Annotated in this window: 27 protein-coding genes; 18 read left to right on the top strand and 9 right to left on the bottom strand. The window is 68.9% G+C overall.

Annotated elements, in window-relative coordinates; genetic code table 11:
* Positions 1–112 precede the first annotated feature (112 nt).
* The 4 genes from ACFYTS_RS27655 to ACFYTS_RS27640 all read right to left on the bottom strand — a co-directional run bounded on the left by ACFYTS_RS27655 (position 113) and on the right by ACFYTS_RS27640 (position 3,305).
* Complete coding sequence (locus tag ACFYTS_RS27655; RefSeq protein ID WP_387308297.1) at positions 113–1,024, bottom strand: LysR family transcriptional regulator; 912 nt, start codon at positions 1,022–1,024, stop codon at positions 113–115.
* A gap of 31 nt (positions 1,025–1,055) precedes the next feature.
* Positions 1,056–1,745 carry a DUF899 family protein gene (locus tag ACFYTS_RS27650; RefSeq protein ID WP_357278970.1) on the bottom strand — a complete coding sequence of 230 codons (690 nt, stop codon included), beginning with the start codon at positions 1,743–1,745 and terminating at the stop codon, positions 1,056–1,058.
* A gap of 84 nt (positions 1,746–1,829) precedes the next feature.
* Complete coding sequence (locus ACFYTS_RS27645; protein ID WP_387308295.1) at positions 1,830–2,357, bottom strand: phenolic acid decarboxylase; 528 nt, start codon at positions 2,355–2,357, stop codon at positions 1,830–1,832.
* Between the two features lie 348 nt (positions 2,358–2,705).
* The gene (locus tag ACFYTS_RS27640; protein WP_387308293.1) at positions 2,706–3,305 is read right to left on the bottom strand and encodes a hypothetical protein; all 600 of its coding nucleotides are present in this window, start codon (positions 3,303–3,305) and stop codon (positions 2,706–2,708) included.
* Between the two features lie 203 nt (positions 3,306–3,508).
* Between ACFYTS_RS27640 and ACFYTS_RS27635 the strand changes: the two genes are divergently transcribed.
* On the top strand, positions 3,509–3,928 hold the full coding sequence (locus ACFYTS_RS27635; RefSeq protein WP_387308291.1) for a hypothetical protein: 420 nt from the start codon (positions 3,509–3,511) through the stop codon (positions 3,926–3,928).
* Positions 3,929–4,171: 243 nt separating this feature from the next.
* On the opposite strand, the gene ACFYTS_RS27630 is transcribed toward ACFYTS_RS27635, so the two are convergent.
* Positions 4,172–4,936 carry an IclR family transcriptional regulator gene (locus ACFYTS_RS27630; RefSeq protein WP_357278962.1) on the bottom strand — a complete coding sequence of 255 codons (765 nt, stop codon included), beginning with the start codon at positions 4,934–4,936 and terminating at the stop codon, positions 4,172–4,174.
* Between the two features lie 49 nt (positions 4,937–4,985).
* Between ACFYTS_RS27630 and ACFYTS_RS27625 the strand changes: the two genes are divergently transcribed.
* The 12 genes from ACFYTS_RS27625 to ACFYTS_RS27570 all read left to right on the top strand — a co-directional run bounded on the left by ACFYTS_RS27625 (position 4,986) and on the right by ACFYTS_RS27570 (position 16,165).
* Positions 4,986–5,225, top strand: a complete 240-nt coding sequence (locus ACFYTS_RS27625; protein WP_213559929.1) for a thiamine-binding protein — start codon at positions 4,986–4,988, stop codon at positions 5,223–5,225.
* Positions 5,218–5,607 carry a helix-turn-helix domain-containing protein gene (locus ACFYTS_RS27620; RefSeq protein ID WP_357278960.1) on the top strand — a complete coding sequence of 130 codons (390 nt, stop codon included), beginning with the start codon at positions 5,218–5,220 and terminating at the stop codon, positions 5,605–5,607. Before ACFYTS_RS27625 ends, ACFYTS_RS27620 begins: the two co-directional genes overlap by 8 nt.
* 140 nt (positions 5,608–5,747) lie before the next feature.
* Positions 5,748–7,091 carry a nucleobase:cation symporter-2 family protein gene (locus ACFYTS_RS27615; RefSeq protein WP_357278958.1) on the top strand — a complete coding sequence of 448 codons (1,344 nt, stop codon included), beginning with the start codon at positions 5,748–5,750 and terminating at the stop codon, positions 7,089–7,091.
* Positions 7,092–7,218: 127 nt separating this feature from the next.
* On the top strand, positions 7,219–7,716 hold the full coding sequence (uraD, locus tag ACFYTS_RS27610; protein WP_387308287.1) for a 2-oxo-4-hydroxy-4-carboxy-5-ureidoimidazoline decarboxylase: 498 nt from the start codon (positions 7,219–7,221) through the stop codon (positions 7,714–7,716).
* Complete coding sequence (uraH, locus tag ACFYTS_RS27605; RefSeq protein WP_357278953.1) at positions 7,713–8,048, top strand: hydroxyisourate hydrolase; 336 nt, start codon at positions 7,713–7,715, stop codon at positions 8,046–8,048. The genes uraD and uraH overlap by 4 nt, the downstream gene beginning before the upstream one ends.
* A gap of 6 nt (positions 8,049–8,054) precedes the next feature.
* Positions 8,055–8,960, top strand: coding sequence for a factor-independent urate hydroxylase (gene pucL, locus ACFYTS_RS27600; RefSeq protein ID WP_387308285.1), 906 nt, complete (start codon positions 8,055–8,057; stop codon positions 8,958–8,960).
* 46 nt (positions 8,961–9,006) lie between these two features.
* Positions 9,007–10,413 carry a nucleobase:cation symporter-2 family protein gene (locus ACFYTS_RS27595; RefSeq protein ID WP_357278948.1) on the top strand — a complete coding sequence of 469 codons (1,407 nt, stop codon included), beginning with the start codon at positions 9,007–9,009 and terminating at the stop codon, positions 10,411–10,413.
* 182 nt (positions 10,414–10,595) lie between these two features.
* Positions 10,596–11,417: a TIM barrel protein gene (locus ACFYTS_RS27590; protein WP_357278945.1), complete on the top strand. Its 822-nt coding sequence runs from the start codon at positions 10,596–10,598 to the stop codon at positions 11,415–11,417.
* 40 nt (positions 11,418–11,457) lie between these two features.
* Entirely contained in the window at positions 11,458–12,348 is an 891-nt protein-coding gene (locus ACFYTS_RS27585; protein WP_387308282.1) for a 2-hydroxy-3-oxopropionate reductase, read from the top strand.
* Between the two features lie 2 nt (positions 12,349–12,350).
* On the top strand, positions 12,351–14,129 hold the full coding sequence (gcl, locus tag ACFYTS_RS27580; RefSeq protein WP_387308280.1) for a glyoxylate carboligase: 1,779 nt from the start codon (positions 12,351–12,353) through the stop codon (positions 14,127–14,129).
* 9 nt (positions 14,130–14,138) lie between these two features.
* Complete coding sequence (locus ACFYTS_RS27575) at positions 14,139–15,311, top strand: glycerate kinase (protein WP_387308278.1); 1,173 nt, start codon at positions 14,139–14,141, stop codon at positions 15,309–15,311.
* Positions 15,308–16,165 carry a fumarylacetoacetate hydrolase family protein gene (locus tag ACFYTS_RS27570; protein WP_357278937.1) on the top strand — a complete coding sequence of 286 codons (858 nt, stop codon included), beginning with the start codon at positions 15,308–15,310 and terminating at the stop codon, positions 16,163–16,165. The genes ACFYTS_RS27575 and ACFYTS_RS27570 overlap by 4 nt, the downstream gene beginning before the upstream one ends.
* Before the next feature lie 127 nt (positions 16,166–16,292).
* Here ACFYTS_RS27570 and ACFYTS_RS27565 read toward each other — a convergent pair whose 3' ends face one another.
* Entirely contained in the window at positions 16,293–17,084 is a 792-nt protein-coding gene (locus ACFYTS_RS27565; protein ID WP_387308276.1) for a VOC family protein, read from the bottom strand.
* A 119-nt stretch (positions 17,085–17,203) separates the two neighbouring features.
* Between ACFYTS_RS27565 and ACFYTS_RS27560 the strand changes: the two genes are divergently transcribed.
* The 5 genes from ACFYTS_RS27560 to ACFYTS_RS27540 all read left to right on the top strand — a co-directional run bounded on the left by ACFYTS_RS27560 (position 17,204) and on the right by ACFYTS_RS27540 (position 21,035).
* Positions 17,204–17,599: an MFS transporter gene (locus tag ACFYTS_RS27560; protein ID WP_387308274.1), complete on the top strand. Its 396-nt coding sequence runs from the start codon at positions 17,204–17,206 to the stop codon at positions 17,597–17,599.
* Positions 17,600–17,701: 102 nt separating this feature from the next.
* The gene (locus ACFYTS_RS27555; protein WP_387308272.1) at positions 17,702–18,391 is read left to right on the top strand and encodes a VC0807 family protein; all 690 of its coding nucleotides are present in this window, start codon (positions 17,702–17,704) and stop codon (positions 18,389–18,391) included.
* A complete protein-coding gene (locus ACFYTS_RS27550; RefSeq protein WP_387308270.1) occupies positions 18,384–19,043 on the top strand; it encodes a TMEM175 family protein in 660 nt (219 codons plus the stop codon). Before ACFYTS_RS27555 ends, ACFYTS_RS27550 begins: the two co-directional genes overlap by 8 nt.
* Positions 19,044–19,080: 37 nt before the next feature.
* Entirely contained in the window at positions 19,081–19,581 is a 501-nt protein-coding gene (locus ACFYTS_RS27545; RefSeq protein WP_387308268.1) for a VOC family protein, read from the top strand.
* Positions 19,578–21,035: an FAD-binding protein gene (locus ACFYTS_RS27540; RefSeq protein WP_387308266.1), complete on the top strand. Its 1,458-nt coding sequence runs from the start codon at positions 19,578–19,580 to the stop codon at positions 21,033–21,035. The genes ACFYTS_RS27545 and ACFYTS_RS27540 overlap by 4 nt, the downstream gene beginning before the upstream one ends.
* Here ACFYTS_RS27540 and ACFYTS_RS27535 read toward each other — a convergent pair.
* The 3 genes from ACFYTS_RS27535 to ACFYTS_RS27525 form a co-directional block, all read right to left on the bottom strand.
* Entirely contained in the window at positions 21,011–22,171 is a 1,161-nt protein-coding gene (locus ACFYTS_RS27535) for a DUF4132 domain-containing protein (RefSeq protein ID WP_387308264.1), read from the bottom strand. The two genes, ACFYTS_RS27540 and ACFYTS_RS27535, sit on opposite strands and share 25 nt — an antisense overlap.
* A gap of 127 nt (positions 22,172–22,298) precedes the next feature.
* The gene (locus ACFYTS_RS27530) at positions 22,299–22,898 is read right to left on the bottom strand and encodes a TetR/AcrR family transcriptional regulator (protein WP_387308262.1); all 600 of its coding nucleotides are present in this window, start codon (positions 22,896–22,898) and stop codon (positions 22,299–22,301) included.
* 131 nt (positions 22,899–23,029) lie between these two features.
* Complete coding sequence (locus ACFYTS_RS27525) at positions 23,030–23,650, bottom strand: TetR/AcrR family transcriptional regulator (protein WP_357278915.1); 621 nt, start codon at positions 23,648–23,650, stop codon at positions 23,030–23,032.
* Positions 23,651–23,706: the final 56 nt, after the last annotated feature.

Below are 23,706 nucleotides of genomic sequence, written 5' to 3'. Positions count from 1 at the left end.
TGTAGCGGCCTCCGGTGTCCAAGACGTGGCTCCTACCACCTGATAGGCGCGGCCGATCAGACCCGGTCCACCACCGTGCTCAGCCCAGGGCTATCGCGTGCTCACCCCAGGGCTACGCCTGCGCGCCGACGGAGTCGCCCTCGACGCGGACCGACCGCGCGGTCTCGGTGAAAGCCCGGACGATCAACGGCACCGGCTCGGTCGCCAAGGTGACCAGCGCGATCGTCGCGGTCACCGGATCGTTGGGACGCAGTACCCGCGCACCGGCGGGCGGTCGTATGGTGCGCAGCCAGGACGCGGGCACGATCGTGGCCCAGCGGCCGGTGGCCACCTGCCCGAACAGGGTCGCCACCGAGTCGGTCTCGAGCTGCGGCCCGGCCGTCAGGCCGCGATCGGACAGCGCGTCGTCGATCAGCTTGCGCCCGCGCATCCCCGGACGCAGCAGGCACAGCGGCAGTTCCACCACCTCGGCCCAGTCGACCGATCCGGCCGCACCGGTCACCAGTCCCTCCGCGGCCAGCACGAGATGCTCCTCGGAGTACAACGGCGTCACCGTCACATCCGGGGCGTCCTGCTCGTCCGGGTACACCAGACCGGCGTCGAGTTCGAACCGGCGCAGCCGGTCGATGATGCCTGCCGACTCCAAGCCGGTGTCGACGCGCACCTTCACCAGCGGGTTCTCCGCGCAGAACGGATCGGTGAGCAGCGCGACCGTGGCCGCGGCCGCGGGAATCACCCCGAGCCGCAGCTCACCCGTCAGACCGGTCTGCAGCGCCACGACCTCCTGCTGGAGCGCGTCGCGATCGGCCAGGATCCGGCGCGCCCACAACACCAGCCGCTCCCCTTCGGGAGTGAGCCCCTCGAAGGTGCGGCCCCGCTTGACCAGCGGCACCTTCAGCTCGTGCTCGAGCTTGCGGATCGCCTCCGACAACGCCGGTTGTGACACGTAGCAGGCGGCGGCGGCTCGCGCGAAGTGACGCTCCCGGGCGAGGGCGACGAAGTACTCGAGCTGCCGGAACAACATGACCACATTCGATCACGGCCGCGGTGGAGTCCTAGGGATTCGGGTCGCCGTAGGCGGCGGCGATGTCCTCGGAGGAGGTCCAGCGGGAGTAGGCCGGGGACTGGGGCCAACCGGCCGGGGAGTCCTGCCACTCTTCCTGGCGGCCGTAGGGGAGCAGGTCGATGAGCGGGAACGTGTGAGCGATCTGTTCCACGCCTCGGCCGTTGGTGTGCCAGGTCCGGTAGACGGTATCGCCGTCGCGCAGAAAGACATTCACGCCGAAGCCGCCGCCGGGAGGGGCGTCGACGTCGCTGCCGAAGGTGCTGTTCGCCGTTGAGTACCAAGGCATCTGGTTGCCGACCCGGCGCTTGTAGGCGAGCGCCTCGTCGATCGGGCCCTGGGTGATGATGACGAAGCGGGCGTCGTAGTTGTCGAGGAAGTTGAAGCGGGTGAACTGGGCGGTGAATCCGGTGCAGCCGGGGCACTGCCATTCCTTGCCCTCGAACCACATGTGGTTGTAGACGATCAGCTGGGACCTGCCCTCGAAGATCTCGGCGAGGGTGATCGGGCCGTCCGCGCCTTCGAGGGTGTAGGGCGGGAGTTCGACCATGGGGAGGTGGCGGCGCTGGGCGGCGATGGCGTCCAGCTCACGGGTGGCGGCCTTCTCGCGGATGCGCAGGGCTTCGAGTTCTTTCCGCCAGGTGGCGGCGTCGACGATCGGTGGCAAGGGCTGGGTGCTCACGGAGGTCCTCCTGACCGGCTCACGGTTCGCGTGCTGACAGTGAGGACGGGATCAGCGCGCGGAATTCATCGGTGGCGGCCGAAGTCAGTTGGCGCGGTCGGCGTAATCGCGGGGGAGTTTGCCCGGGGGACGGTCGATGACGGTGTCGTCGTCGGGGGTGCGGGCTTCCAGGAAGGTGATGTGGCCGGTGGCGGCGACCAGGGTCTGGGGGTAGGTGGGGCCGCGATTGCGCGCGGCGGTGATCTCGGGGATGTTGTCCTCGTAGCGGCCCAGCGTGAACTCGGGATAGTCGAGCATCCACTGCGGGTAGCAGATGGTGGTGTGGACGCGGCGTTCGGCGAGCCAGGCGATGACCACGGTGACCGTGCCGGTCGGTTCGACCCAGGCGAGTTTGAACAGGCCCTCGCCGAGCTGGACGATCTTCGCCGGTTGCGCGGTGGACCAGCGGCCGAACATGGGACCCATCAGGCACCGGAACGCGACGGTCTGGGGATTACGGATGTACAGCTCGTACTTCCAGCCGTTCTCGTACGTGTAGATCAGGTGCTGCCCGACGATGCCCGTCAGGTCACCGGCCCAGGCCGGTACGGTGGCGGCTTCCTCGGCGCTCATCGTGAACTCCTCTCGGCCGACCTGCGTCGAGCCCCGGGTGATCCCCGCCAGCCTATCCGCTGATCACACCGTTTCGAGGAAACCGAGTGGTGTTCCCGGTCGCGCGCTCAGTTGGCCGCCCACGGGCACCCGGACCGGCGGCAGCACACGCCGACCCCCGCGGGGGAAGCGCGGCGCGCACAGCTCGACGAGGAGGTCTTCGGCTCGGTCCCCGCGCTCGCCGTGCTGGACGACCGGCAGCGGCGTGAGCTGTACGCGCTTCTGGAACTTGTAGCGTCTCAATAGGATCCGGCTGTTCCGAGCTTCAGCCGGGCGGTGCCGCCGGAATCGGCGGCACCGCGGCCGCATTCAGCTCGCCGGTGCCGCCGGAGGTGCGGTGAGCAGGCCCTCCGCCGCTCCGACCGCGGCGCCGACCCCGGCGCCCAGCGCCGCGAACGGTGCGGCGACCATGGCGTAGCCGATCGCCGCGCCGAACACCGGAACGATCACCAGACCGATCGGTGCGAACGGCAAGCCGGCGACCAGACCCGCGACCACCCCGATGAGCGCGCCGGTCGCGGCGATCGGGCTCACGGCGGTGGCGCCGACGCTCGCGCCGATGAGGGAGTCGGTGATCACGGTCTTCGCCGTGTACGTGGCCCGGGCATGGTCGACCCCGACCGCTTCCAGGGCTTGCGCCAGCACCGATTCCGCGCTCGCCGAGGTGTCGTTGATCTGCTGGGTCTGCTCGGGCGTGAGGAAGAAGGGCTGGTCGAGCTTCATGGTGCCGATCCGGATCGACGAATCCGGGATGGGGGCAGCGGGTTGGACGGCCGGGGCCGGCTCTTCGGCGAGAGCGGGTGCGGTACTCAGCAGGGACAGGGACAGGGGAAGTGCTCCGGCGACGGCATAGGCGGCCGCGCGCCGAAATGCCGGACGAACCGGACTTTTGGCCTGATGAAGGCCCATAAGAAACCTCATTCCGATGCATCGATGTCTGTCGCATCAGGATTCGAAGCCGGAGCCGGTTCGGATATGTCTCTGTCCCAATTTGCTGAAGATATGCCAGCGGGCTTCGGGGTGAACCCGGCAATCCGGGAATGGGCATGGCAGAATCGAATTCGAATTTGCCTGGTCAGAACGTCGTCGATTACTGCGTAGGAGATTCGGATATGAAATTCGCTCGTCGGTTGGCTGTTGCCGGAACGGTGCTCGCCGCCTGTGGATTGGCGGCCACCGGGACGGCCGCGGCCGACACCGTCACCATTCCCTTCCAGATCGACGCCGCGCCTTACGGAAACCCGAACGGCAGTTTCGACGCCTTCCCCGCCCGCTGCGCGGCGGTGCTCGGCGGGCAGCCCGGGTCCGTGGTGGTCACCGGCGCCAAGTCCGGTGGCTGGGGCTGCTTCGTGTCCACGCCGGTCAACTGGATCAACCTGTCGACAGGGGCGACCGGGGTGGCGATGCTGTCCGACGGCCTGAACGGAATCCCCTCGGCCGCGACGATCGACACCGGCCCCGGCCGGGTGGCCCTGATGCTCGCGCCCGGCGGCACCTACACCCCCGGATTCGCGACATTCACCGTGCAATAACGCGCCCGCACCGAACCGGCTAGTACGGTCCTGAATTCGTTGGTCTGAATCACCTGCGTGACGAGCGAATGAGGATCCGTTGAGGGGGAAGATTGCCCGGCGCCTGCTGCGGGACGGATCGGCACTGGTCGCGGTCTGTGCGGCCGCCGGTCCGGCCCACGCGGATTCGGCGAATGCGGATGGGCCGCTGGATGGTTGCGCGCAGCTCGCACTGCCAGGGGTGGTTGGCCGGCGGCGTCGCGCCTACTGAAGATCGTCCGACAGGGCGGCGGCGACCTCCGCCAGCAGCGGCGCGGCGCGCTCGACGAGTTCTTCGGTCATTCGGCCGACCGGGCCCGATACCGAAATGGCGAGTCGGGCGGGGGCTTTCGGGACGGCGACCGCCACGCACCGCACTCCCAGTTCCTGCTCGCCTTCGTCCATGGCGTAGCCGGTTCGGGCGGCCTGGTCGAGCTGGCGGGCGAACTCCTCCGGGTCGGTGATGGTGGTGTCGGTGTAGCGGGGCATGCCGGTGCGCCGCAACAGCTCCCGGGTCAGGTCCGGCGGGGATCCGGCGAGGATCGCCTTGCCGACCGCGGTGCAGTGGGGGAGGACGCGGCGTCCCACCTCGGTGAACATGCGCATGGAGTGGCGCGACTGTACCTGCGCCACATAGACGATCTGGTCGCCGTCGAGCATGGCCATGTTCGCGGATTCCCCGAGTTCGTCGACCAGTCGCGCCAGGTGCGGGCGCGCGAGGACGGACAGCATCTGGGAGGAGCTCTCGCCGAGTTTGATCAGCTTGGGGCCGAGCACGTACTTGCGGGACGGCTCCTGGTGCAGATAGCCGAGGTCGACCAGGGTGCGGACCAGGCGGTGGATGGTGGGCAGCGGCAGCCCGGACTCGGTGGCCAGCTGGGACAGGCCCATCATGCCGCCCTCGTCGGCCATGAGTTCCAGCAGCCCGAACGCGCGCTCGATGGATTGCACACCCCCGGAACTGCCCTTCGGCTCCTTCGCTGCGGGCACCCCGGTCCTCCTTAGTTTTTCCGAATGCCGGAATAGTAGCCTGGGGCGCATGCGGCTACGCGCGGAGTTCACGACCGAACCGTTCCATGGGGAAGGGGAGGCGCCGCCGCATGCCCTGGCGGCGCTCGAGCTCGCCGAATCGGCCGGGCTGGAATGCGATTTCGGACCGCTCGGCACCTCGGTGGCCGGGTCGGACGAGCGGCTGCTGCCGGTGCTGGGCGAGATCATGGTGACCGCCTTCGCGCACGGCGCCACCCGGGTGACCATGCAGGTCGAGCAGGATGACTGAACATTCGCCCGTGGACGCGTCGCACCCGGTGCTGGTGACCCTCGCGCCCCTGCTGGAGAAGACCGGCGGCCGCCTGGTGTCCGCCGGTGAGGCCGCCGCCGACGACGTCCCGCTGGTCTGGGAGGGTGAGACGCTGGCCTGCGTGCGTTTCGGTCAGCCGGAGGCCGACACCCTGGGTGGCCTGGAACGGCTGCTCGACGAGGTGGCCGGCGAATTGGGCGGCCCGCTCGCCGAACTGCCGCGCGCCGAGAAGCAGCGTGCCGTGCGATTGCTGGAGGAGCGCGGTGCGTTCACCTTCCGCAAGTCCGCGGAGACCGTGGCGGCGGCGCTGGGCGTCACCCGCTTCACCGTCTACAACTACCTCAACCGCGAGCGCGCCTGATCGGTCCCGCGGCTCGGGCCATGGCGCTGACCGGGGAACTCTGTATATCTTCAACGAACTGTTGACGACCAGTGTGGCCCATGCCACTCTTCTCGGCTAGCGGAATGACCCTTCCGCGATCCGAGAGAGGCTGCGTTCCCATGGAAACAGAAGCGCCAGAACGACATCCGGTCGACGTCATCCCACCGCCCTGGCAGCTGGTCGCCGGCGGCCTGCAGCACATCGCGGCCATGGTCGCCGGAGTCGTGGCGCCCCCGCTGATCGTCGGCGCGGCCGTCGGGCTGGGCACGAGCGACACGGTCCTGCTCATCACCGCGAGCCTGTTCACCGCGGGCCTGGCCACCCTGCTGCAATCACTGGGCTGGTGGAAGTTCGGCGCGCGGCTGCCGCTGATCAATGGCGGCTCCTTCGCCGCGGTCGGCCCGATCCTGGCCATCGCCAAGGATGCCGCGCCGGGGGAGGCGCTGCCGGTGATCTTCGGCGCGACCCTGGTGGCGGGCATGCTGGCGGTGTTCGCCGCACCGTATTTCTCACGGCTGCACCGGTTCTTCCCGCCGATCGTGGGCGGCACCGTCATCTCGCTGATCGGGTTGTCGCTGCTGCCGGTCGCGCTCGGCTGGATCAGCGGTGCGGGGGAGGGTGCGATGGGGGAGGCGCACGTGCCGTTGAAGAACCTCCTCGACGCCGCGATCGCCCTGGTCGTCGTGCTGTTGTGTCATCGCTTCCTGAAGGGATTCGGGCGGCAGCTCGCCCTGTTGATCGGCCTGGTCGCCGGGTCTCTGGCGGGATGGCCACTGGGACTGCTGGATACGGGCCCGGTGCGCTCCAGCGCGCTGGTCGGCTTCATTCCGCCGCTGCACTTCGGCGTGCCCCAATTCCAGATCGGCGCGATCGTCTCGCTGTGCATCGTCATGCTGGTGGTGATGACGGAAAGTACGGCCACGATGCTCGCGCTCGGCGAGATCGTGGATCGGCCCGCGGAGGAGCATCACATAGCGGGCGGTCTGCGGGCCGCCGGTCTGGGAACCATGCTGGCCTCGGTCATGGGCGGATTCGCTTGTGGCGCCTTCGCGCAGAACGTCGGACTGGTCGCCCTGACCAGGATGTACAGCCGTTACGTGGTGGCCGCCGGCGGTGCGCTGCTGGTGCTGCTCGGACTGTTCCCGGTGGCGAGCGCCGTGGTCGAGCTGGTGCCCGAACCGGCGCTGGGCGGGACGGGTCTGGTGTTGTTCGGGACCGTGGCCGCCAGTGGCATCCGCACCCTCGCCAAGGCCGATCTCGGCGACCCGATCAATTCGCTGATCGTGGGCGTCTCGTTGTTCGTCGGTATGACTCCGACGGTGGCTCCCTCGTTCTATGCCGGTCTGCCGGGCCCGGTGTCGATCATCATGGCGTCCGGAATCAGCGCGGGCTGCCTGACGGCCCTGGTTCTGCATCAGCTGTTCCGCTCGCGCACGACCCCCGCCCTGGCCCCCTCGGCCTGAGTCGAACCAGTGCTCTGACCTGCGGCCGGTGTATATATTCAACAAACTGTTGACGATTTGTTGTGGCCCGTGACACTCTTCTCGAGTGGCGGAATCACCCTTCCGTCATCCGAGAGAGGTAGCGCCGATGGTGACGTTGAGCGAATTCAATTCGACAGCCGGTGAACGACTCCGGCCGGATCTGCTGACCTGCTGCGACGTGCCCGAATGGGCCGACGCCGTGCTGGCGGACCGGCCCTACGCCGATATAGACGGCGTGCTCGCCCGAGCCGACGAACTGGCCGCCGGACTGTCCGGCGACGACGTGGACCGCGCCCTGGCCGCGCACCCCCGGATCGGCGAGCGGGTCACCGGTACCGGCACCGGATCGGCGTGGTCGCGCCAGGAACAGGCCGGGGTCGGGCAGGACGTGGCCATCGCCGCCCAGCTGCTGGACGGAAACCGCGCCTACGAGAAGCGATTCGGCCGGGTCTTCCTGATCTGCGCCACCGGGTTATCGGCCGAGCAGATCCTCACGAACCTGCACGAGCGCCTCGCCAACGACGATGCCGCCGAGGCGGCCGTGGTGGCCGGAGAATTGCGCAAGATCGCCGTCCTGCGCCTGCGAAAGGTCTTCGAACAATGAGCACCATTACGACGCACATCCTGGATTCCGCGCTCGGCAAGCCCGCCGCGGGCGTCCCGGTCCGGCTGGAACACCTCGGCCCCGAGACCCGGGTGCTGGCCGAGGGCAAGACCGATGACGACGGCCGCATCCGCGACCTCGGCCCCGAGGGACTGGAGGCGGGGCACTACCGGCTCACCTTCGACATCGAGTCCTATTCCGCCGCAACGCGACAGACCTACTTCTATCCCACGGTGTCGATCACGTTCACCGTGGCGGGCGAGCCGGGCGAGCACTACCACGTGCCCCTGCTGATGAGCCCTTTCGCCTATTCCACCTACCGAGGAAGCTGAACTCACATGGCAATCAAGCTGGGACAGAACCAGTACGGCAAGGCCGAGAACCGGGTCGTGCGGGTCTACCGCGACACCCCGCGCCACCAGATCCGCGACCTGAACGTCTCCTCGGCGCTGCGCGGCGACTTCGCCGACGCCCACATCACCGGCGACCAGGGCGACGTGCTGCCCACCGACACCCAGAAGAACACCGCCTTCTCCTTCGCCAAGGAGAAGGGTGTGCACTCGATCGAGGAATTCGGTCTGACCCTCGCCGACCACTTCATCTCCCGAGCCCCCACCGCCACCGGTGCGCGCGTCGAGATCGAGGAATACGCCTGGGACCGCATCGAGGTCGACGGCTCCGGCCACGACCACTCGTTCGTGAAGTCCGGTCAGGGCATCCGCACCACCGTGGTGAACGTCGACGGCGTCGGCCCGGATCGGGTGGCGCACGTGGTATCCGGCGTCCGCGACCTCACCCTGCTCAAGACCACGGGCTCGGAGTTCCACGGCTTCTTCAAGGACAAGTACACCACCCTGCAGCCGACCGACGACCGCATCATGGCGACCTCGCTGGTGGCCAAGTGGCGCTACAACCACACCGACGTCGACTGGGACAAGACCTACGACGCCATCCTCAAGACCATCCTGCGGCAGTTCGCCGTGGTGCACTCCCTCGCGCTGCAGCAGACCCTGTACTCCATGGGCCGCGCCGTGCTCGAGCAGTTCACCGAGGTCGCCGAGATTCGTTTCTCCGCACCGAACAAGCACCACTTCCTGGTGGACCTGAGCCCGTTCAATGTCGAGAACCCGGGTGAGGTCTTCATCGCCGCGGATCGCCCCTACGGCCTCATCGAGGCCACCGTCGAGCGCGACGACGCTCGTGAGTCGGGCAACGCCTGGCTCGCCACCCCCGGCTTTTGCTGACCAGGCAGAGCCTGATTCCCCTCTTCCTGATCTAGGAGGTGCGGCGATGGGTGATGACCAGAGCCGCGTGTCAGTGACCGTCACCCGACCCGAGGATGCGCGACATTCGGTGGGCCAGTTGGCGATCTACGGAACTCAGCACATCCTGACGATGTACGGCGGAGTGATCGCGCCGCCGCTGATCGTCGGCGGTGCGGCCGGGCTCTCGGTGTCGGACATGGCGCTGCTGGTGACAGCGGGCCTGTTCGTCTCCGGCCTGGCGACTCTGCTCCAGACCCTGGGCGTCGGGCCGATCGGCTCCAGATTGCCCATCGTGCAGGGCATTTCGTTCGCGAGCGTCTCGACGATGGTGACCATCGCGAGCGACGGCGGACTCCGGCCGGTGTTCGGGGCGATCATCGTCGCCGGATTGATCGGCCTGGTGTTGTCCAGCTTCTTCGCCAAGCTGGTGCGCCTGTTCCCGGCCGTGGTGACCGGGACGATCATCACGGTGATCGGACTCTCGTTGCTGCCCACCGCGTTCCGGTGGGCGATGGGCAACAATCCGAAGGCCGCCGACTACGGATCAGTGGGCAATATCGGTTTCGCCGGGCTCACGCTGCTCATCATTCTGGTGATCAGCCGGGTGTTCCAGGGCGCGATCTCGCGGCTGTCGATCCTGCTGGGCCTGGCGGCCGGCACGGTCATCGCCCTGCTCACCCATCACGCCGACTTCGGCGCGGTGAGCAAGGCGAAAATCGTCGCGCTGCCGCCGATCCTGCACTTCGGCGGTCCGACCTTCGAGGTCGGGGCGATCGTGTCCATGACCATCGTGGTGCTGGTGATCATGACCGAGACCACCGCCGACATCCTCGCCATCGGCGAGATCGTCGGCACCGAGGTGGATTCGGCGCGGGTGGCGGCCGGGCTGCGAGCCGACATGCTCTCCACCACGGTCGCGCCGGTGTTCGGCAGCTTCCCGTGCAGCGCCTTCGCGCAGAACGTGGGGCTGGTGGCGCTGACCGGCATCAAGAGCCGATTCGTGGTCGCCGCGGGCGGTTTGGTGCTGGTGCTGCTGGGCCTGTTCCCGGTGGTGGGCGCGGTGGTGGCCGGGATTCCGTATCCGGTGCTGGGCGGTGCGGGCATCGTGCTGTTCGGATCGGTGGCGGCGAGCGGCATCCGCACGCTGGCGCGGGTGGATTTCACCGACAACCTGAACATGGTGATTGTCGCGGTGGCGCTCGGGGTCGGCCTGATTCCCATTGCGGCGCCGACGTTCTGGGACAAGTTCCCGACCTGGCTCGGGGTGATCATGCACTCCGGGATCAGTGCCACCGCCGTGGTGGCGATCGTGTTGAACCTGGTGTTCAACGAGATCACGCGCGGAAACAAGGCGGGCGCTTCGGTATTCGCCGCGGTCGAGGATCGGAAGGACGATCTGGGCGAACGCTTGGACGACGATATCCGCGACTGAGTCGCGCGAGATCCGCACCTGATTCCGCAACTTCGTATATTTCCCGCTCTACCGGCCGGTAGCTCCCGGAACTCTCTTGACGGGCTTGTTCCGGGAGCTCTAGCATTTTCATATCCCGAAAAAACATTTCCGCATTATGGAAAATAGCGGAGAACCTGCGGGAACGACTGGAGGGATTCCTGATGACCCACACGCTGAACTACGCCGTGAACTGCTCGCTGCTGTTCACCGAACTGCCGATCCTGGAGCGCCCGGAAGCCGTGCGCCAGGCCGGATTCGACGCCATCGAGTTCTGGTGGCCCTTCGCCGAGGCCGTCCCGTCGGACCAGGATGTGGACGCCTTCGTCGCCGCCGTGCAGAACGCCGGCGTGCAGCTGATCGGCCTGAACTTCTTCGCCGGTGACATGCCCGGCGGCGACCGCGGCCTGGTGTCCTGGCCGGCTCGCGCCGCGGAGTTCAAGGACAACATCGACGTCACCGTGGGCATCGGAGAGCGTTTGGGCACCAAGGCTTTCAACGCCCTGTACGGCAACCGCGTCGACGACGCCACCGCCGAGCAGCAGGACGAGCTGGCGGTCGAGAACCTCTCCGCCGCGGCCCTGGCCGCCGCCCGCATCGGGGCCACCGTCCTCGTCGAGCCCGCCTCCGGCGCACCGCGTTACCCGCTGCTGACCGCCACCGACGGTCTCGCCGTCATCGACAAGGTGCAGGCACACTCCGGGGTCTCGAACATCGGCCTGCTCGCCGACCTCTACCACCTCGCCGTCAACGGCGACGACGTGGACAAGGTGATCGCCGAGCACACCGGCCGCATCGCCCACGTGCAGATCGCCGACAACCCCGGCCGCAACGAGCCCGGCACCGGCGAACTCCAGCTCGAACTCCAGCTCACCGACCTCGCCTCGCGCGGCTACCGCGGGTGGGTCGGCCTCGAGTACAAGCCCTCCGGCCGCTCCGAGGACGCCTTCGAATGGCTGCCGCGCGAGCGCCGCGCCGCCAAGTAGACCGAAAACTTTTGACAGACAACCACTCAGGGAACAGATCATGACCAACATCGCTTTCATCGGCCTCGGCATCATGGGCAGCCCGATGGCCGTCCACCTGCAGAACGCGGGCCACTCGGTCAAGGGCTTCGACCGCAACCCGGCCCAGGCGCAGCCGCTGGTCGACGCGGGCGGCCGGGCCGTCACCTCCATCGCCGACGCCGCCCGCGGCGCGGACGTCATCGCCGTGATGGTGCCGGACTCCCCGCACGTGCAGGAGGTATTGTCCGGGGAGAAGGGCGTTTTCGAGACCGCCGAGCCCGGCGCGCTGATCATCGACTTCTCGTCCATCCGCCCGGACGTCACCCAGGAGCTGGCCAAGCAGGCCGCCGACCGCGGCTTCCGGCTGCTCGACGCCCCCGTCTCCGGCGGTGAGCCGGGCGCGGTCAACGCCACCCTGTCCATCATGGTCGGCGGTTCGGCCGAGGACTTCGCTTCCGCCCAGCCGCTGTTCGACAAGGTCGGCAAGACCGTCGTGCACGTGGGCGCCAATGGCGCGGGCCAGACCGTGAAGGCCGCCAACCAGCTCATCGTGGCCACCAATATCCAGGCCGTGGCCGAGGCCGTGGTCTTCCTCGAGGCCTACGGCGTCGAGCTGGGCCCGGCACTCGACGTGCTCGGCGGCGGCCTGGCCGGTTCGGCCGTGCTGAACCAGAAGCGCGACAAGATGATCGACCGCGAATTCGCGCCCGGCTTCCGCATCGACCTGCACCACAAGGACATGGGCATCTTCACCACCGCCGCCCGCGAGGCCGGTCTGGTGACCCCGGCCGGCTCGCTGATCGCGCAGTTGGTCGCCTCGGCCCGCGCCAACGGCGACGGCCACCTGGACCACTCTGCCCTGCTGCGCGGCGTCGAGCGCCTGAGCGGCACGCTGGACAAGGAGAACTGAGCATGGCGCGCATGCGCACCGTCGACGCGGCGGTCCTGATCCTGGAGAAGGAAGGGGCCACACAGGCTTTCGGCCTGCCCGGCGCCGCGATCAACCCCTTCTACAGCGCCATGAAGGCGCACGGCGGCATGAAGCACGTGCTGGCCCGCCACGTCGAGGCCGCCTCGCACATGGCCGAGGGCTACACCCGGGCCCGGCCCGGCAATATCGGTGTCTGCATCGGCACCTCGGGCCCCGCGGGCACCGACATGGTGACCGGCCTGTACGCCGCCTCCGCGGATTCCATTCCGATCCTGTGCATCACGGGCCAGGCGCCGGTGGCCAAGCTGCACAAGGAGGACTTCCAGGCCGTCGACATCGCCTCCATCGCCAAGCCGCTGGCCAAGTGGGCGCACACGGTGCTCGAGCCCGCGCAGGTGCCGGGCGCGTTCCAGAAGGCGTTCTGGCTCATGCGCGAAGGCCGTCCGGGCCCGGTGCTGCTGGACCTGCCGATCGACGTGCAGCTGGCCGAGATCGAGTTCGACATCGAGACCTACGAGCCGCTGCCGGTCGTGCGGCCCGCCGCCACCCCGGCGCAGGCCGCCAAGGTGCTGGCGATGCTCAACGCCGCGCAGCGTCCGCTGATCATCGCGGGCGGCGGCGTCATCAACGCCGACGCCTCCGAGCTGCTGGTGAAGTTCGCGGAGCTGACCGGTGTTCCGGTCGTCCCGACCCTGATGGGCTGGGGCGCCATCGCCGACGACCACGAGCTGAACGCCGGCATGGTGGGTCTGCAGACCTCCCACATCTACGGCAATGAGTCGCTGCTGGCCGCCGACTTCGTGCTGGGCATCGGCAACCGGTGGGCCAACCGCCACACCGGGGCGCTCGACGTCTACACCAAGGACCGCACCTTCGTGCACGTCGACATCGAGCCGACCCAGATCGGCCGGGTCTTCGCGCCCGACTACGGCGTCGTCTCCGATGCCGGCGCCGCGCTGGAGCAGTTCATCGCGGTCGCCGAATCCCTCGACAAAGTGGGCGGTCTGACCGACCACCGCGAGTGGGTCGAGCAGGTGCACGCCAAGCGCGCGACCGGTCAGCGCAAGACGCACTTCGAGAACGTGCCGCTGAAGCCGGCGCGCGTGTACGAAGAGATGAACAAGGCTTTCGGCCGGGAAACCCGCTACGTGACCACGATCGGTCTGTCGCAGATCCAGGCCTCGCAGATGCTGCACGTGTACCAGCCGCGGCACTGGATCAACGCCGGTCAGGCCGGGCCTCTGGGCTGGACGCTGCCCGCCGCGCTGGGTGTGGCCACCGCGGTGAAGGACGAGCCGGTCGTGGCGCTCTCGGGTGACTACGACTTCCAGTTCCTGATCGAGGAATTGGCCGTCGGCGCGCAGTTCAACATCCCGTACATCCATGTGCTGGTGAACAACTCGTACCTGGGCCTGATCCGTCAGGCGCAGCGAGCGTTCGACATGGACTACTACGTCCAGCTGGACTTCGAGAACATCAACTCGCCCGAGGTCAACGGCTACGGCGTGGACCACGTCAAGGTCGCGGAAGGGCTGGGCTGCAAGGCGATTCGCGTCTTCGAGCCGCAGGACATCGGGCCCGCGTTCGAGAAGGCCAAATCGCTGATGGCCGAGTACAAGGTGCCCGTCGTGGTCGAGTGCATTCTCGAGCGGGTCACCAATGTGTCCATGGGCGCGGCCGGGATCGACGCGATCACGGAGTTCGAGGAACTGGCCTCCGCCTTCGCGGACGCCCCGACCGCCACCGTTCCGCTGGACTAGAGGATTCCCATGGCTCGTGTGCTGATCGCCTCCGACAAGTTCAAGGGCTCGCTGACCGCGGCGCAGGTCGGGGCCGCCGTGCGAGCCGGAATCCGGCGCGGGCGACCCGACGCCGCGGTGTCGGTGGTGCCCGTCGCCGACGGCGGTGACGGCACCGTCGCCGCCGCCCTCGCGGCCGGGTTCGACGCGGTCCCGCTGACCGCGTCGGGCCCGACCGGGGAACCGGTGCTGACGGCCTACGCCCGCCGCGGCGACCTCGCCGTCGTGGAAATGGCCGATGTGTCCGGACTGGTGCGGCTGCCCGAAGGGCGTCCGCACCCCATGACCGCCACCAGCCGGGGCACCGGTGAGGTGATGGCGGCGGCGGTGGCGGCCGGCTGCCGCCGCATCGTGCTCGGGATCGGCGGCAGCGCCGGAACCGACGGCGGCGCAGGACTGTTGGAGGCGCTCGGTGCCCTGCTGCTGGACGACGAGGGGCGACCCATCGGCGACGGCGGGGCGGCGCTCACCCGGGTGCACTCCATCGACCTGACCGCCCTGCGCGAGCGGATGGACGGCGTCGAGGTCATCGTGGCCTGCGACGTCGACAATCCGCTCACCGGGCCCTCCGGGGCCGCCGCGGTCTACGGACCGCAGAAGGGCGCCGATCCGGCCCAGGTCGCCGAGTTGGACGCCGCGCTCGGGCAGTGGGCGCGGCGGCTGGCCGGCGAACTCGGGTCGGATCGGCGCGACGTGGCGGGGGCCGGCGCCGCGGGGGGCGTCGGATTCGCCGCGCTCGCGGTGCTGGGCGCGACCCTGCGGCCCGGCATCGAATTGATGCTGGAACTGGTCGGTTTCGGCGAACGGCTGGCCGGGGCGGACCTGGTCGTCACCGGTGAGGGCAAGCTCGACGAGCAGACCCTGCACGGCAAGGCGCCGGCCGGTGTCGCCGAGGCCGCGCGGGCGGCGGGCGTGCCCGTGGTCGCGGTGTGCGGCCGGAACACCTTGCCGCCGGAGCGTTTTCACGCGGCCGGTTTCGCGGCGGTGTATTCGCTGCTGGAGATCGAGCCCGATGAGCAGCGCTGCCTGAGTGCCGGGTTGATGTTGTTGCAGCAGTTGGGCGTTCGCATCGCGGACGAGTACCTGCCGGGCGGTCGCCGCGTGGCCGCCACGGTATCCGAGCAGTCCGGAGGCGACGCGTGAAACTCTTGCGAGTAGGGGCCAAGGGGTCCGAACGGCCCGCGGCCATCGACGATCACGGCGTGCTGCGCGACGTGTCCGCGGTGACCGCCGACGTCGACGGCGCGCTGCTGGGCGATCCGGTCGCGCTCGGCGCGATCCTCGGGGCGCTGGCTTCCGGCGCCCTGCCCGAGGTGGACCCCGCCGCCCGGATCGGGGCGCCGATCGCCCGGCCCGGCAAGGTGATCGGCGTCGGACTCAACTACACCGACCATGCCGCCGCCATCGGCGCGGCCATCCCGGAACGGCCCGTCGTATTCCTCAAACCCGGCACCACGGTGAGCGGTCCCTACGACGCCATCGAACTGCCCCGCGACAGCGCCACCACCGACCACGAGGTGGAGCTGGGCGTGGTGATCGGCCGCCGCCTGCGCGACTGCCCCGACGCCGCCACCGCGCTGGGGGCGGTGGGCGGCTACGTCACCGCCAACGACGTCACCGAACGCGCCGGCATCGCGGGCGAACCGACCTGGGTGAAGGGCAAGTCCTTCGACACCTTCACACCCATCGGACCCTGGCTGGTCACGCCCGACGAGATCGCCGAACCGCAGGCGCTGAGCCTGCAGCTGTGGGTGAACGGGGAACAGCGGCAGGCGGGTTCGACCGGCGACATGGTGGCCGGGGTCGGCGAGGTGCTGCGCTACCTGAGCACGCTGATGACCCTGGAACCCGGCGATCTGGTGCTCACCGGCACGCCCGCGGGCGTCGCGGTCGGCCGTCCGGAGCCGAAACCCTATCTGCGCGACGGCGATGTCGTCGTCGTGGAGGTGGCGGGATTGGGCAGGCAGCAGACCCTCGCCACCGGGGTGCGCGGCTGAACCCGACGCGGTAACAGACTTCCCGCGACGACGCCGGACGCGCTGCTGGGGCGCGGAGCACGTCGCCACGGGATGATTCGAACGGCCCGGTCGCTGTGGAGACCGGGCCGTTCGTCCCCTTTCCGGGTCAGGACTTGTTGCCGCCCAGGCTGAATCGCACACCGGCCGGATCGGCCACCGCCGCCAGCCGGCCGTACGGGGTGTCCTCCGGCGGGCGCACCACGCTGCCGCCCAGCTCCTGCACCTTCCGCACCGACGCGTCCACATCCTCGACACCGAAGTAGACCGTCCAGTAGCCGGGCACGCTCGGCGGCAGGAAGCCCGAGGAATCCATCACGCCACCCAGCATCGGGCTCACGGAATGGATGGTGGTGTACCGGAATTCGGGGGTGTCGGCGATCGTGAACGGGTCCTGCCAGCCGAACGCCTCGCGGTAGAACTTCAGCGCGTCGTCATAGCTGCGGGTGTGCAGTTCGAACCACGACGGCGCACCCACGTGCCCCTCCCAGTGCCCGTCGCCGACGGTGCCGCGCTGCTCGAAACCGGTCATGGTGCCCGGCTCCCACACGCCGATGCCGACGCCGCCGTTGTCGCCGAACACCCCGAACCTGCCGAGCTCGGACACCGGCATCACCGGCACCACCGTCATGCCGCCCGCCGCGGTCACCTTCTCGGCCGTCTTCTCGGCGTCGGTGCTGGCCAGGTACACCATCCACTGGCTGGGGCCGCCCGAGCCGTCGCCGGCCATCCCGCCCGCCACGGCTTTGCCGTCCTTGCGGAAGGTGATGTAGTCGCCGTGCTCCGGCGCGATCTCGGCCGTCCAGCCGAGCAATTCGCCGTAGAAGGCGATCGCGCCCTCGGGGTCGGTGGTGAAGATATCGGTCCAGATCGGATCGCCGGGCTGCGTGGGGTACGACATGGTCAACTCCTCGAATCGGTGTTCGCTCGGTATTTCGGCCGCTGCGAATGGAGACGACGTTCGGCACCGGAAATCATCGCCGCCGCTCCCGCGCGCGGCCGGGATGACGGGGAAACGGCGTGTCAGCCGGGACCTGGTATCTGGGCTCGGTGCTCGCCTACGGCTATCTGATGCTGACCTTCGGCGGCAACGGCAGCTGGCGCTGGCAGCTCGCCAGCGGGGCGGTGCTGTGCGCGTTCTTCTGCGGCGGGCCCAACGTGCTGGACTGGACGTATCCGAACGAGTTGTTCCCCACCCACATTCGCGCCACCGCCGTCGGATTCGCCACCTCCATCAGCCGGATCGGCGCGGCCCTGGGCACCTACCTGCTGCCGTGGTCCCTGGACCATCTCGGGATGGGGCCGACGTTCCTGTTCGCCGCGGTGGTCACCGCGGTCGGTTTCCTCATCTGCCTGTGGGGCGCACCCGAGACCAAGGGGCGCAACCTGGAATCGGCGGCCACGGTCGCGGCATGACAACTGTCACGGCCGGGAGGTGATGGTTGGCAGATTCGGCGCGGCGGCGGTCTCCGTAGCGTCATTCCTGTAGCGCAGAAACCGATTACAGGAGTTCGCATCATGGCTGACAATACGCTCGCCGCACCCGCGTCGCAGGCTCCGGAACGGCCGAATGTGCTGCGCATGCTCGCACCGACCATGCGCGACATCCTGGTGCCGCTGGCCGTCTACTTCGCCCTGCACGCCGCCGGGTACTCCGATTTCGTGGCCCTGCTGGCGGGGGCGTTGTGCTCGGGGGCGGTGGTCCTGGTGGAGGCGATCCGGGCGCGGCGGGTCGATGCCTTGGCCGCCCTGATCCTGGCGGGGTTCGTCTTCGGCATCGCGAGCTCGCTGATCAGCGGGGATGCCCGGATGATCATCGTGCGGGACTCGATCACCACCGCGGTGATCGGCGTGGCCTTCGGCATCAGCGCCGTGGTGGGGAAGCCGCTGACCTACGTCGCGGCCCGCAAGGCGTTCGCGGGATCCCCGGCGAAACTGGCCGACATGGAGCACAAGTTCCGCACCAACCCGGTGGTGCGGCGGCTGCACAACCGGATCGCCGTGCTGTGGGGCGCGGGCTTGCTCGGCGAGTCCGTCCTGCGCGTGGTGCTCGCCTACCGGCTGCCCGTTCACACCATGGCCTGGCTGTCGAGCGCCCTCATGATCGGCACCACCGCGATCCTGATGTTGATCACGGTGCGAACCATCAAGCGGCTCAAGGCATCCGAATCGATCATCGAACCGGGTTACGCTGCGATGCATGAGTGAGGGATCGGTTCCGGAACGCACGCTCGCGGGAACCGCTCGGGTGGAAGCGTTCAGCGACGGGGTGATGGCGATTGCCATCACCCTGTTGATTTTGGAGATCCGGGTGCCCGAGCACGAGCCCGGGCGCTTGCTGCAGGCGCTCGGGCACATCTGGCCGTCGTATGTGGCCTATCTGGCGTCGTTCATGACGATCGGGGTGGTATGGATGAACCACCACACCTTCTTCGGGCGGTTGCGGCGGATCGACCATGTGCTGCGGTGGTGGAATCTCCTGTTGCTGCTGGGGATTTCGCTGGTGCCGTTCCCGACCATGGTGGTGGCTGAGAACGTCGTGCACGGGACGCACCGGGACGCGGTGGTGGCGGTGGCCCTGTACGGCATCGTGGGGGTGCTGATGACCGTGCCGTGGGCTCCCATGTGGTGGCGGCTGGCGAAGCAGCCGGAGATGCTGAAGTCCGGGTTGGGGGCGGATTACGCGCGGCGGGAGAGCTGGCGGGCCTGGCCGGGGATTCTGGTCTACGCGGCGTGCATCGGGGTCGGATTCCTGTCGCCGATCGCGGCGCTGGTGCTGTATCTGCTGGTGGCGACCTTCTACGGGCTGAGCAACAAGGGGTGGACCGCTCCCTCGGAGGCCGATCCGGACGACGAGTAGCCCTTGCCAAATTAAGCGATTGTGATTAACTGCCGAGGTGGACAGCACGAGCGTGGCCGATGGGCCCGTCACCCAGATCGCGTGGGTGGTCGAGGACATCGAGGCCGGAGAACGGTTCCTGACGACGACCATGGGCGTGAAGGGCTGGATGCGGATGCCCGACGTGCACTTCGGACCCGAGACGTGCGTGTATCGCGGCGAGGCCGCGGACTTCACCGCGCACATCTCGCTGGGGTACAGCGGGGATATGCAGCTCGAACTCATCCAGCCGGTGACCGGGCGCTCCATCTACACCGAATTCCTCGAACGCGGGGGAGCGGGGCTGCACCACATCTGCCTGGAGCCCCAGGACTTCGACGCCGCGCTGAAAGACGCCGAGGCCCGGGGGATTCCGGTGGTACAACAGGGCGATATGGGCGGGCAGATGCGGTTCGCCTACCTCGACGGCGCGGACTCGGGCGTGCCGTTCATCGAACTCGCGGAGATCGGGCCGAACATGCGGGCGTTCTTCGAGCAGATCAAGAAGGGTGCGCAGTGAGCACGCAGATTCCGGAAACCGTTGCGGCGGAGTCCGTTACCGACTGGTCCGACGAAGTCGACGTGGTGGTCGCCGGATTCGGCATCGCGGGTGGGTGCGCGGCGGTCGAGGCGGCCGCGCGCGGGGCCCGCGTGCTGGTGCTGGAACGCGCCGGGGTCGCGGGCGGGACCACGGCCCTGGCGGGCGGGCACTTCTACCTGGGCGGCGGCACCGCCGTGCAACAGGCGACCGGGCACGACGACTCCGTCGAGGAGATGTACAAGTACCTGCTGTCGGTGGCGCGTGATCCGGAACCGGAGAAGATCCGCGCCTACTGCGAGGGCAGTGTCGAGCACTTCGACTGGCTGGAGAGCCTCGGGTTCGAGTTCGAGCGCAGCTACTACCCGGAGAAGGCGGTCATCCAGCCCGGTACACAGGGGCTGATGTACACGGGCAACGAAAAGGTGTGGCCCTATCGGGAACAGGCCGTGCCCGCGCCCCGCGGGCACAAGGTTCCGGTGCCCGGCGACACCCAGGGCGCGGCCATGATCATCGACCTGCTGGTGAAGCGGGCCGCCACGCTCGGTGTCGAGGTGCGCTACGAGACCGGCGTGACCAACCTGATCACCGACGCGGACGGCGCGGTGGTCGGAGTGGAGTGGAAGAACCTCGGGAAAACCGGTGCGGTGAAAGCCAAGTCGGTGGTGCTGGCCGCCGGCGGCTTCGTCATGAACACCGATATGGTGGCCGAGCACGTGCCGTGGCTGACCGAGAAGCCGTTCGTGCTCGGGACGCCGTTCGACGACGGGCTGGGTATCCGGCTCGGGGTGTCGGCGGGCGGCGTGACCCGCATGATGGATCAGGCGTTCGTCACCGCGCCGGTATATCCGCCGTCGAAGCTGCTGACCGGAATCGTGGTGAACCACAAGGGCGAACGGTTCGTCGCCGAGGACTCCTACCACGCGCGCACCTCCGCGTACGTGCTCGATCAGCCCGGTGCGGTCGCCTATCTGATCGTGGACTCCGAGCACATGGAACGGCCCATGTTCCCGCTCGCACCGTTCATCGACGGCTGGGAGACCGTGGACGAGATGGCCGCCGCGCTCGGAATCCCCGCCGAGACACTGCGATCCACACTCGACCGGTACAACGAGAACGCGGCCCGGGGTGAGGACCCGGACTTCCACAAGGCCGCCGAATGGCTGCAACCGCAGGACCAGGGCCCGTGGGCGGCCTTCGACCTGACCCTCGGCAAGGCGCTCTACGCGGGCTTCACCCTCGGCGGGCTGCGCACCTCGGTCGACTCGGAGGTGCTGCGGGACAACGGATCACCCATCCCCGGTCTGTACGCGGCGGGCGCGACGGCCTCCACTCTGGCTCAGGACGGCAAGGGCTATTCCAGCGGTACCCAGCTCGGCGCGGGCTCGTTCTTCGGCCGCCGCGCCGGACGTCACGCCGCCAGCCGCTCCAGCTGACGGATCAGCTCCGAGGCGGTCACGGCGTCGAGTGAGTCGAACGTGCCGCCCCGGAGCTCCACCGAGAGCACCCGCTGCAGCTCGGGCTCGTCGCGGAAACCGCCTTCGAGCCCGGGATCCAGCGTGACGATCACCTCCCGGACCGGTCCGAACCGGCGACTGAGGACCTCCCGCGACACCTGCCAGCCCAGCTGTTGCAGACCGAACACCCGATCCGTGCGAATCGGCTGATCGCTGAAGCGGGACAGGCGATTCGACTCCGCGTCTTCGCTCGTGAGCAGGTTGACCGGTCGTTCCAGCTGCTCGAACGGCTGCCGTAACCGATTGTCGTCGAACAGGTCCCGCCAGGCCGCGAGCGTCTCACCGAGCTGGATCGGGTGAGCCACACCCACCAACGCTTGGCCCGCCAGTTCGACCGGCGCGCCCTCGAGATTGCGCAGCACGCGTTCCTCGTCCACCCGGAACGCCCCCGTCACCTCGCCGCGGGCATCGAAGACCGCCCACACCAGCAGCCGTGCGGCCTGCCCGAGCGCGGGATCCTCGAGCACCAATCGCCGATGCGCGGCGGCCCGCCACCGCCTGCCGTCCACCATGGCCGCCTCGAGCCGCCGAATCTGGTCGGTCGTCACCGACTTCGGCTCCAGCGCGACCCGTCCCGACTCCTCGGACGCGCTCCCCAGACGTTCCCGCACCCGGGCTCGCAGCGCCTCGGCAGCGGGCTCGACATCCTCCCCGGGCTCGATCACCCGCAGCCACGCCGTCATTCGCCCCGCACGCGGATCGGGTTCCTCCACCCGCACCCCCACTCGGGCCTCCGCGACCTCGGTCGCGAACGCATGCCCGAATTCGACCATCCAGCTGTCGATGAACCGATCGATGAATTCCTGCTCCCGCCGCACCCCCGTGCGATAGGCCACCGCCGCGTACTGCGCGATGGCGAAGGCCACCGCCGCCCCCACCGCGGTCCCAGCCCGCTCCGGCGCCGCCACGTATCCGGCTGCGGCATCGGCGAGTTGATCCAGCCCATCCACCCGCGCGGCCATCAGCACCATCTCCACTGCCCGCCGATGCCGCCGCAACAGCTTGCGCACAGCCTCGGTCGCGTGCGGATCGGCCCACCGCTGCTCGTCGGTCATACCCGCGATCTTGCCGCCCGGTACCGACAGATCTCTGCGCCCGGCACCGAAAGATCCCGCGCTCGGCACCGACAGGCGTTGCCCGCGCCCCCGGGCGTCGGTGACCTCCCGTGGGGTCGCGCGGCGGCTAGTCCGCGTCGCGGGCGATCAGGGCGACCGTCATCGGGACCAGGACTTCCACCAGGGAGCGCACGGGCGGTCGCGGGTCCGACAGCAGCCACTCGTGGGCGAGGCCGTTGATCGCGCCGATGAGGGCGCTGGTGGCGAGTCCGGGGGCGCCGCGGAGGGAAGCGGAGTCACCGGCCAGGGGCTGCACGGCCAGGCGCAGGGTGTCGCCCCACAGGTGGCGGCGGGCGCGGCGATGCTGTTCCATGCGTTCGCTGACGCCGACGACCTCGACGAAGGCCACCTTGGCGCGGAACGGGTCGGTGCCGATGGAGTCGAGGAAGGCCGAGAGGGCCTGCGTCACGGTCTCGGTCGGGTCCGGGTCGGGACCCATGGAACTCAGCGCGGTGGCGAGGGCGGCGGCCGACTGGTCCTGGATCTGGTCGTAGGCCGCGACCAGCACGTCCTCGCGGGTCTGGAATTCCTCGTAGAACTGGCGTTTGGACAGTCCGGCCGCGGCGCACACATCGGCCAGCGAACAGTTGGCGTAGCCGCGCTCGCCGAAGATTCGGATGGCCGCGTCGAGGAAACGCTGCCGGCGCTCGGCTTTTCGTTCGGTCACGGCGCGTCCGCCGTACTGCCTGCCTTCGATCGTCACTGTCGTTTCTCGATCGTCACGCCTGAAAGGTTACGGGTGCGGAGGCCACCGATTTCGGGGGCGGCGGCGCGGTGCCGAGTTTTGTGAACCGAGCGTCAGCGTCGGGGACGCAAACCATTCAGCATGTGGGTGACCATCTCGTCGAAGAGTCCGTCCGCCTCCGCCGCGTCGACCAGCCCCGACCCGAGGATCGCGGCCAGCCCCTGCAGCGCCGCCACCGCGGACAGGCAGATCCGCCGTGGCTCGCCCGGCACCACCTCCCCGCTCGCCTGCGCGTCGGTGACCATCTCGATCGGCACGGTGAACGCGCGGGCGGCCGCCTCCTCGATGGCCGGGGTGGGACTGTTCTTGCGGGCGAACATGAGCGCCAGCAGTTCCGGATTGTCGATGGCGAACCGCAGATAGGTGTGGGCCATGGCGCGCAGGCGTTCCAGGAAGGTGCCCGCGGCCGCCGCCTTCTCGAATCCCGCGCCGAGCCGGTCGAATCCGGCTACGGTCAGCGCGTCCAGCAGCGCCTGCTTGTCGCGGAAGTGCCGGGCGGGCGCGGCGTGGCTGACCCCGGTGTCGCGGGCCAGCTGCCGCAGCGACAGGCGTTCGATTCCGCCGCCGCGCAGGGTCTCCTCGGCGCGGCGGAGGAGTTCGGCGCGCAGGTCCCCGTGGTGGTAGGAACGGGCGCGCTCGACCACCTCCCGGGCCTTGCGCTTGGTGATGCTCATGGTGAGAGCAGGATATCGGACACACTCGGGGATGTTGACGTTGACTACTTTGTTGT

It is taken from the genome of Nocardia sp. NPDC004151 (assembly GCF_042874235.1).
Lineage (GTDB): Bacteria > Actinomycetota > Actinomycetes > Mycobacteriales > Mycobacteriaceae > Nocardia.
The sequence above is the reverse complement of the archived record's forward strand: the minus strand, read 5'-3'. Positions and strand labels throughout refer to the sequence as shown.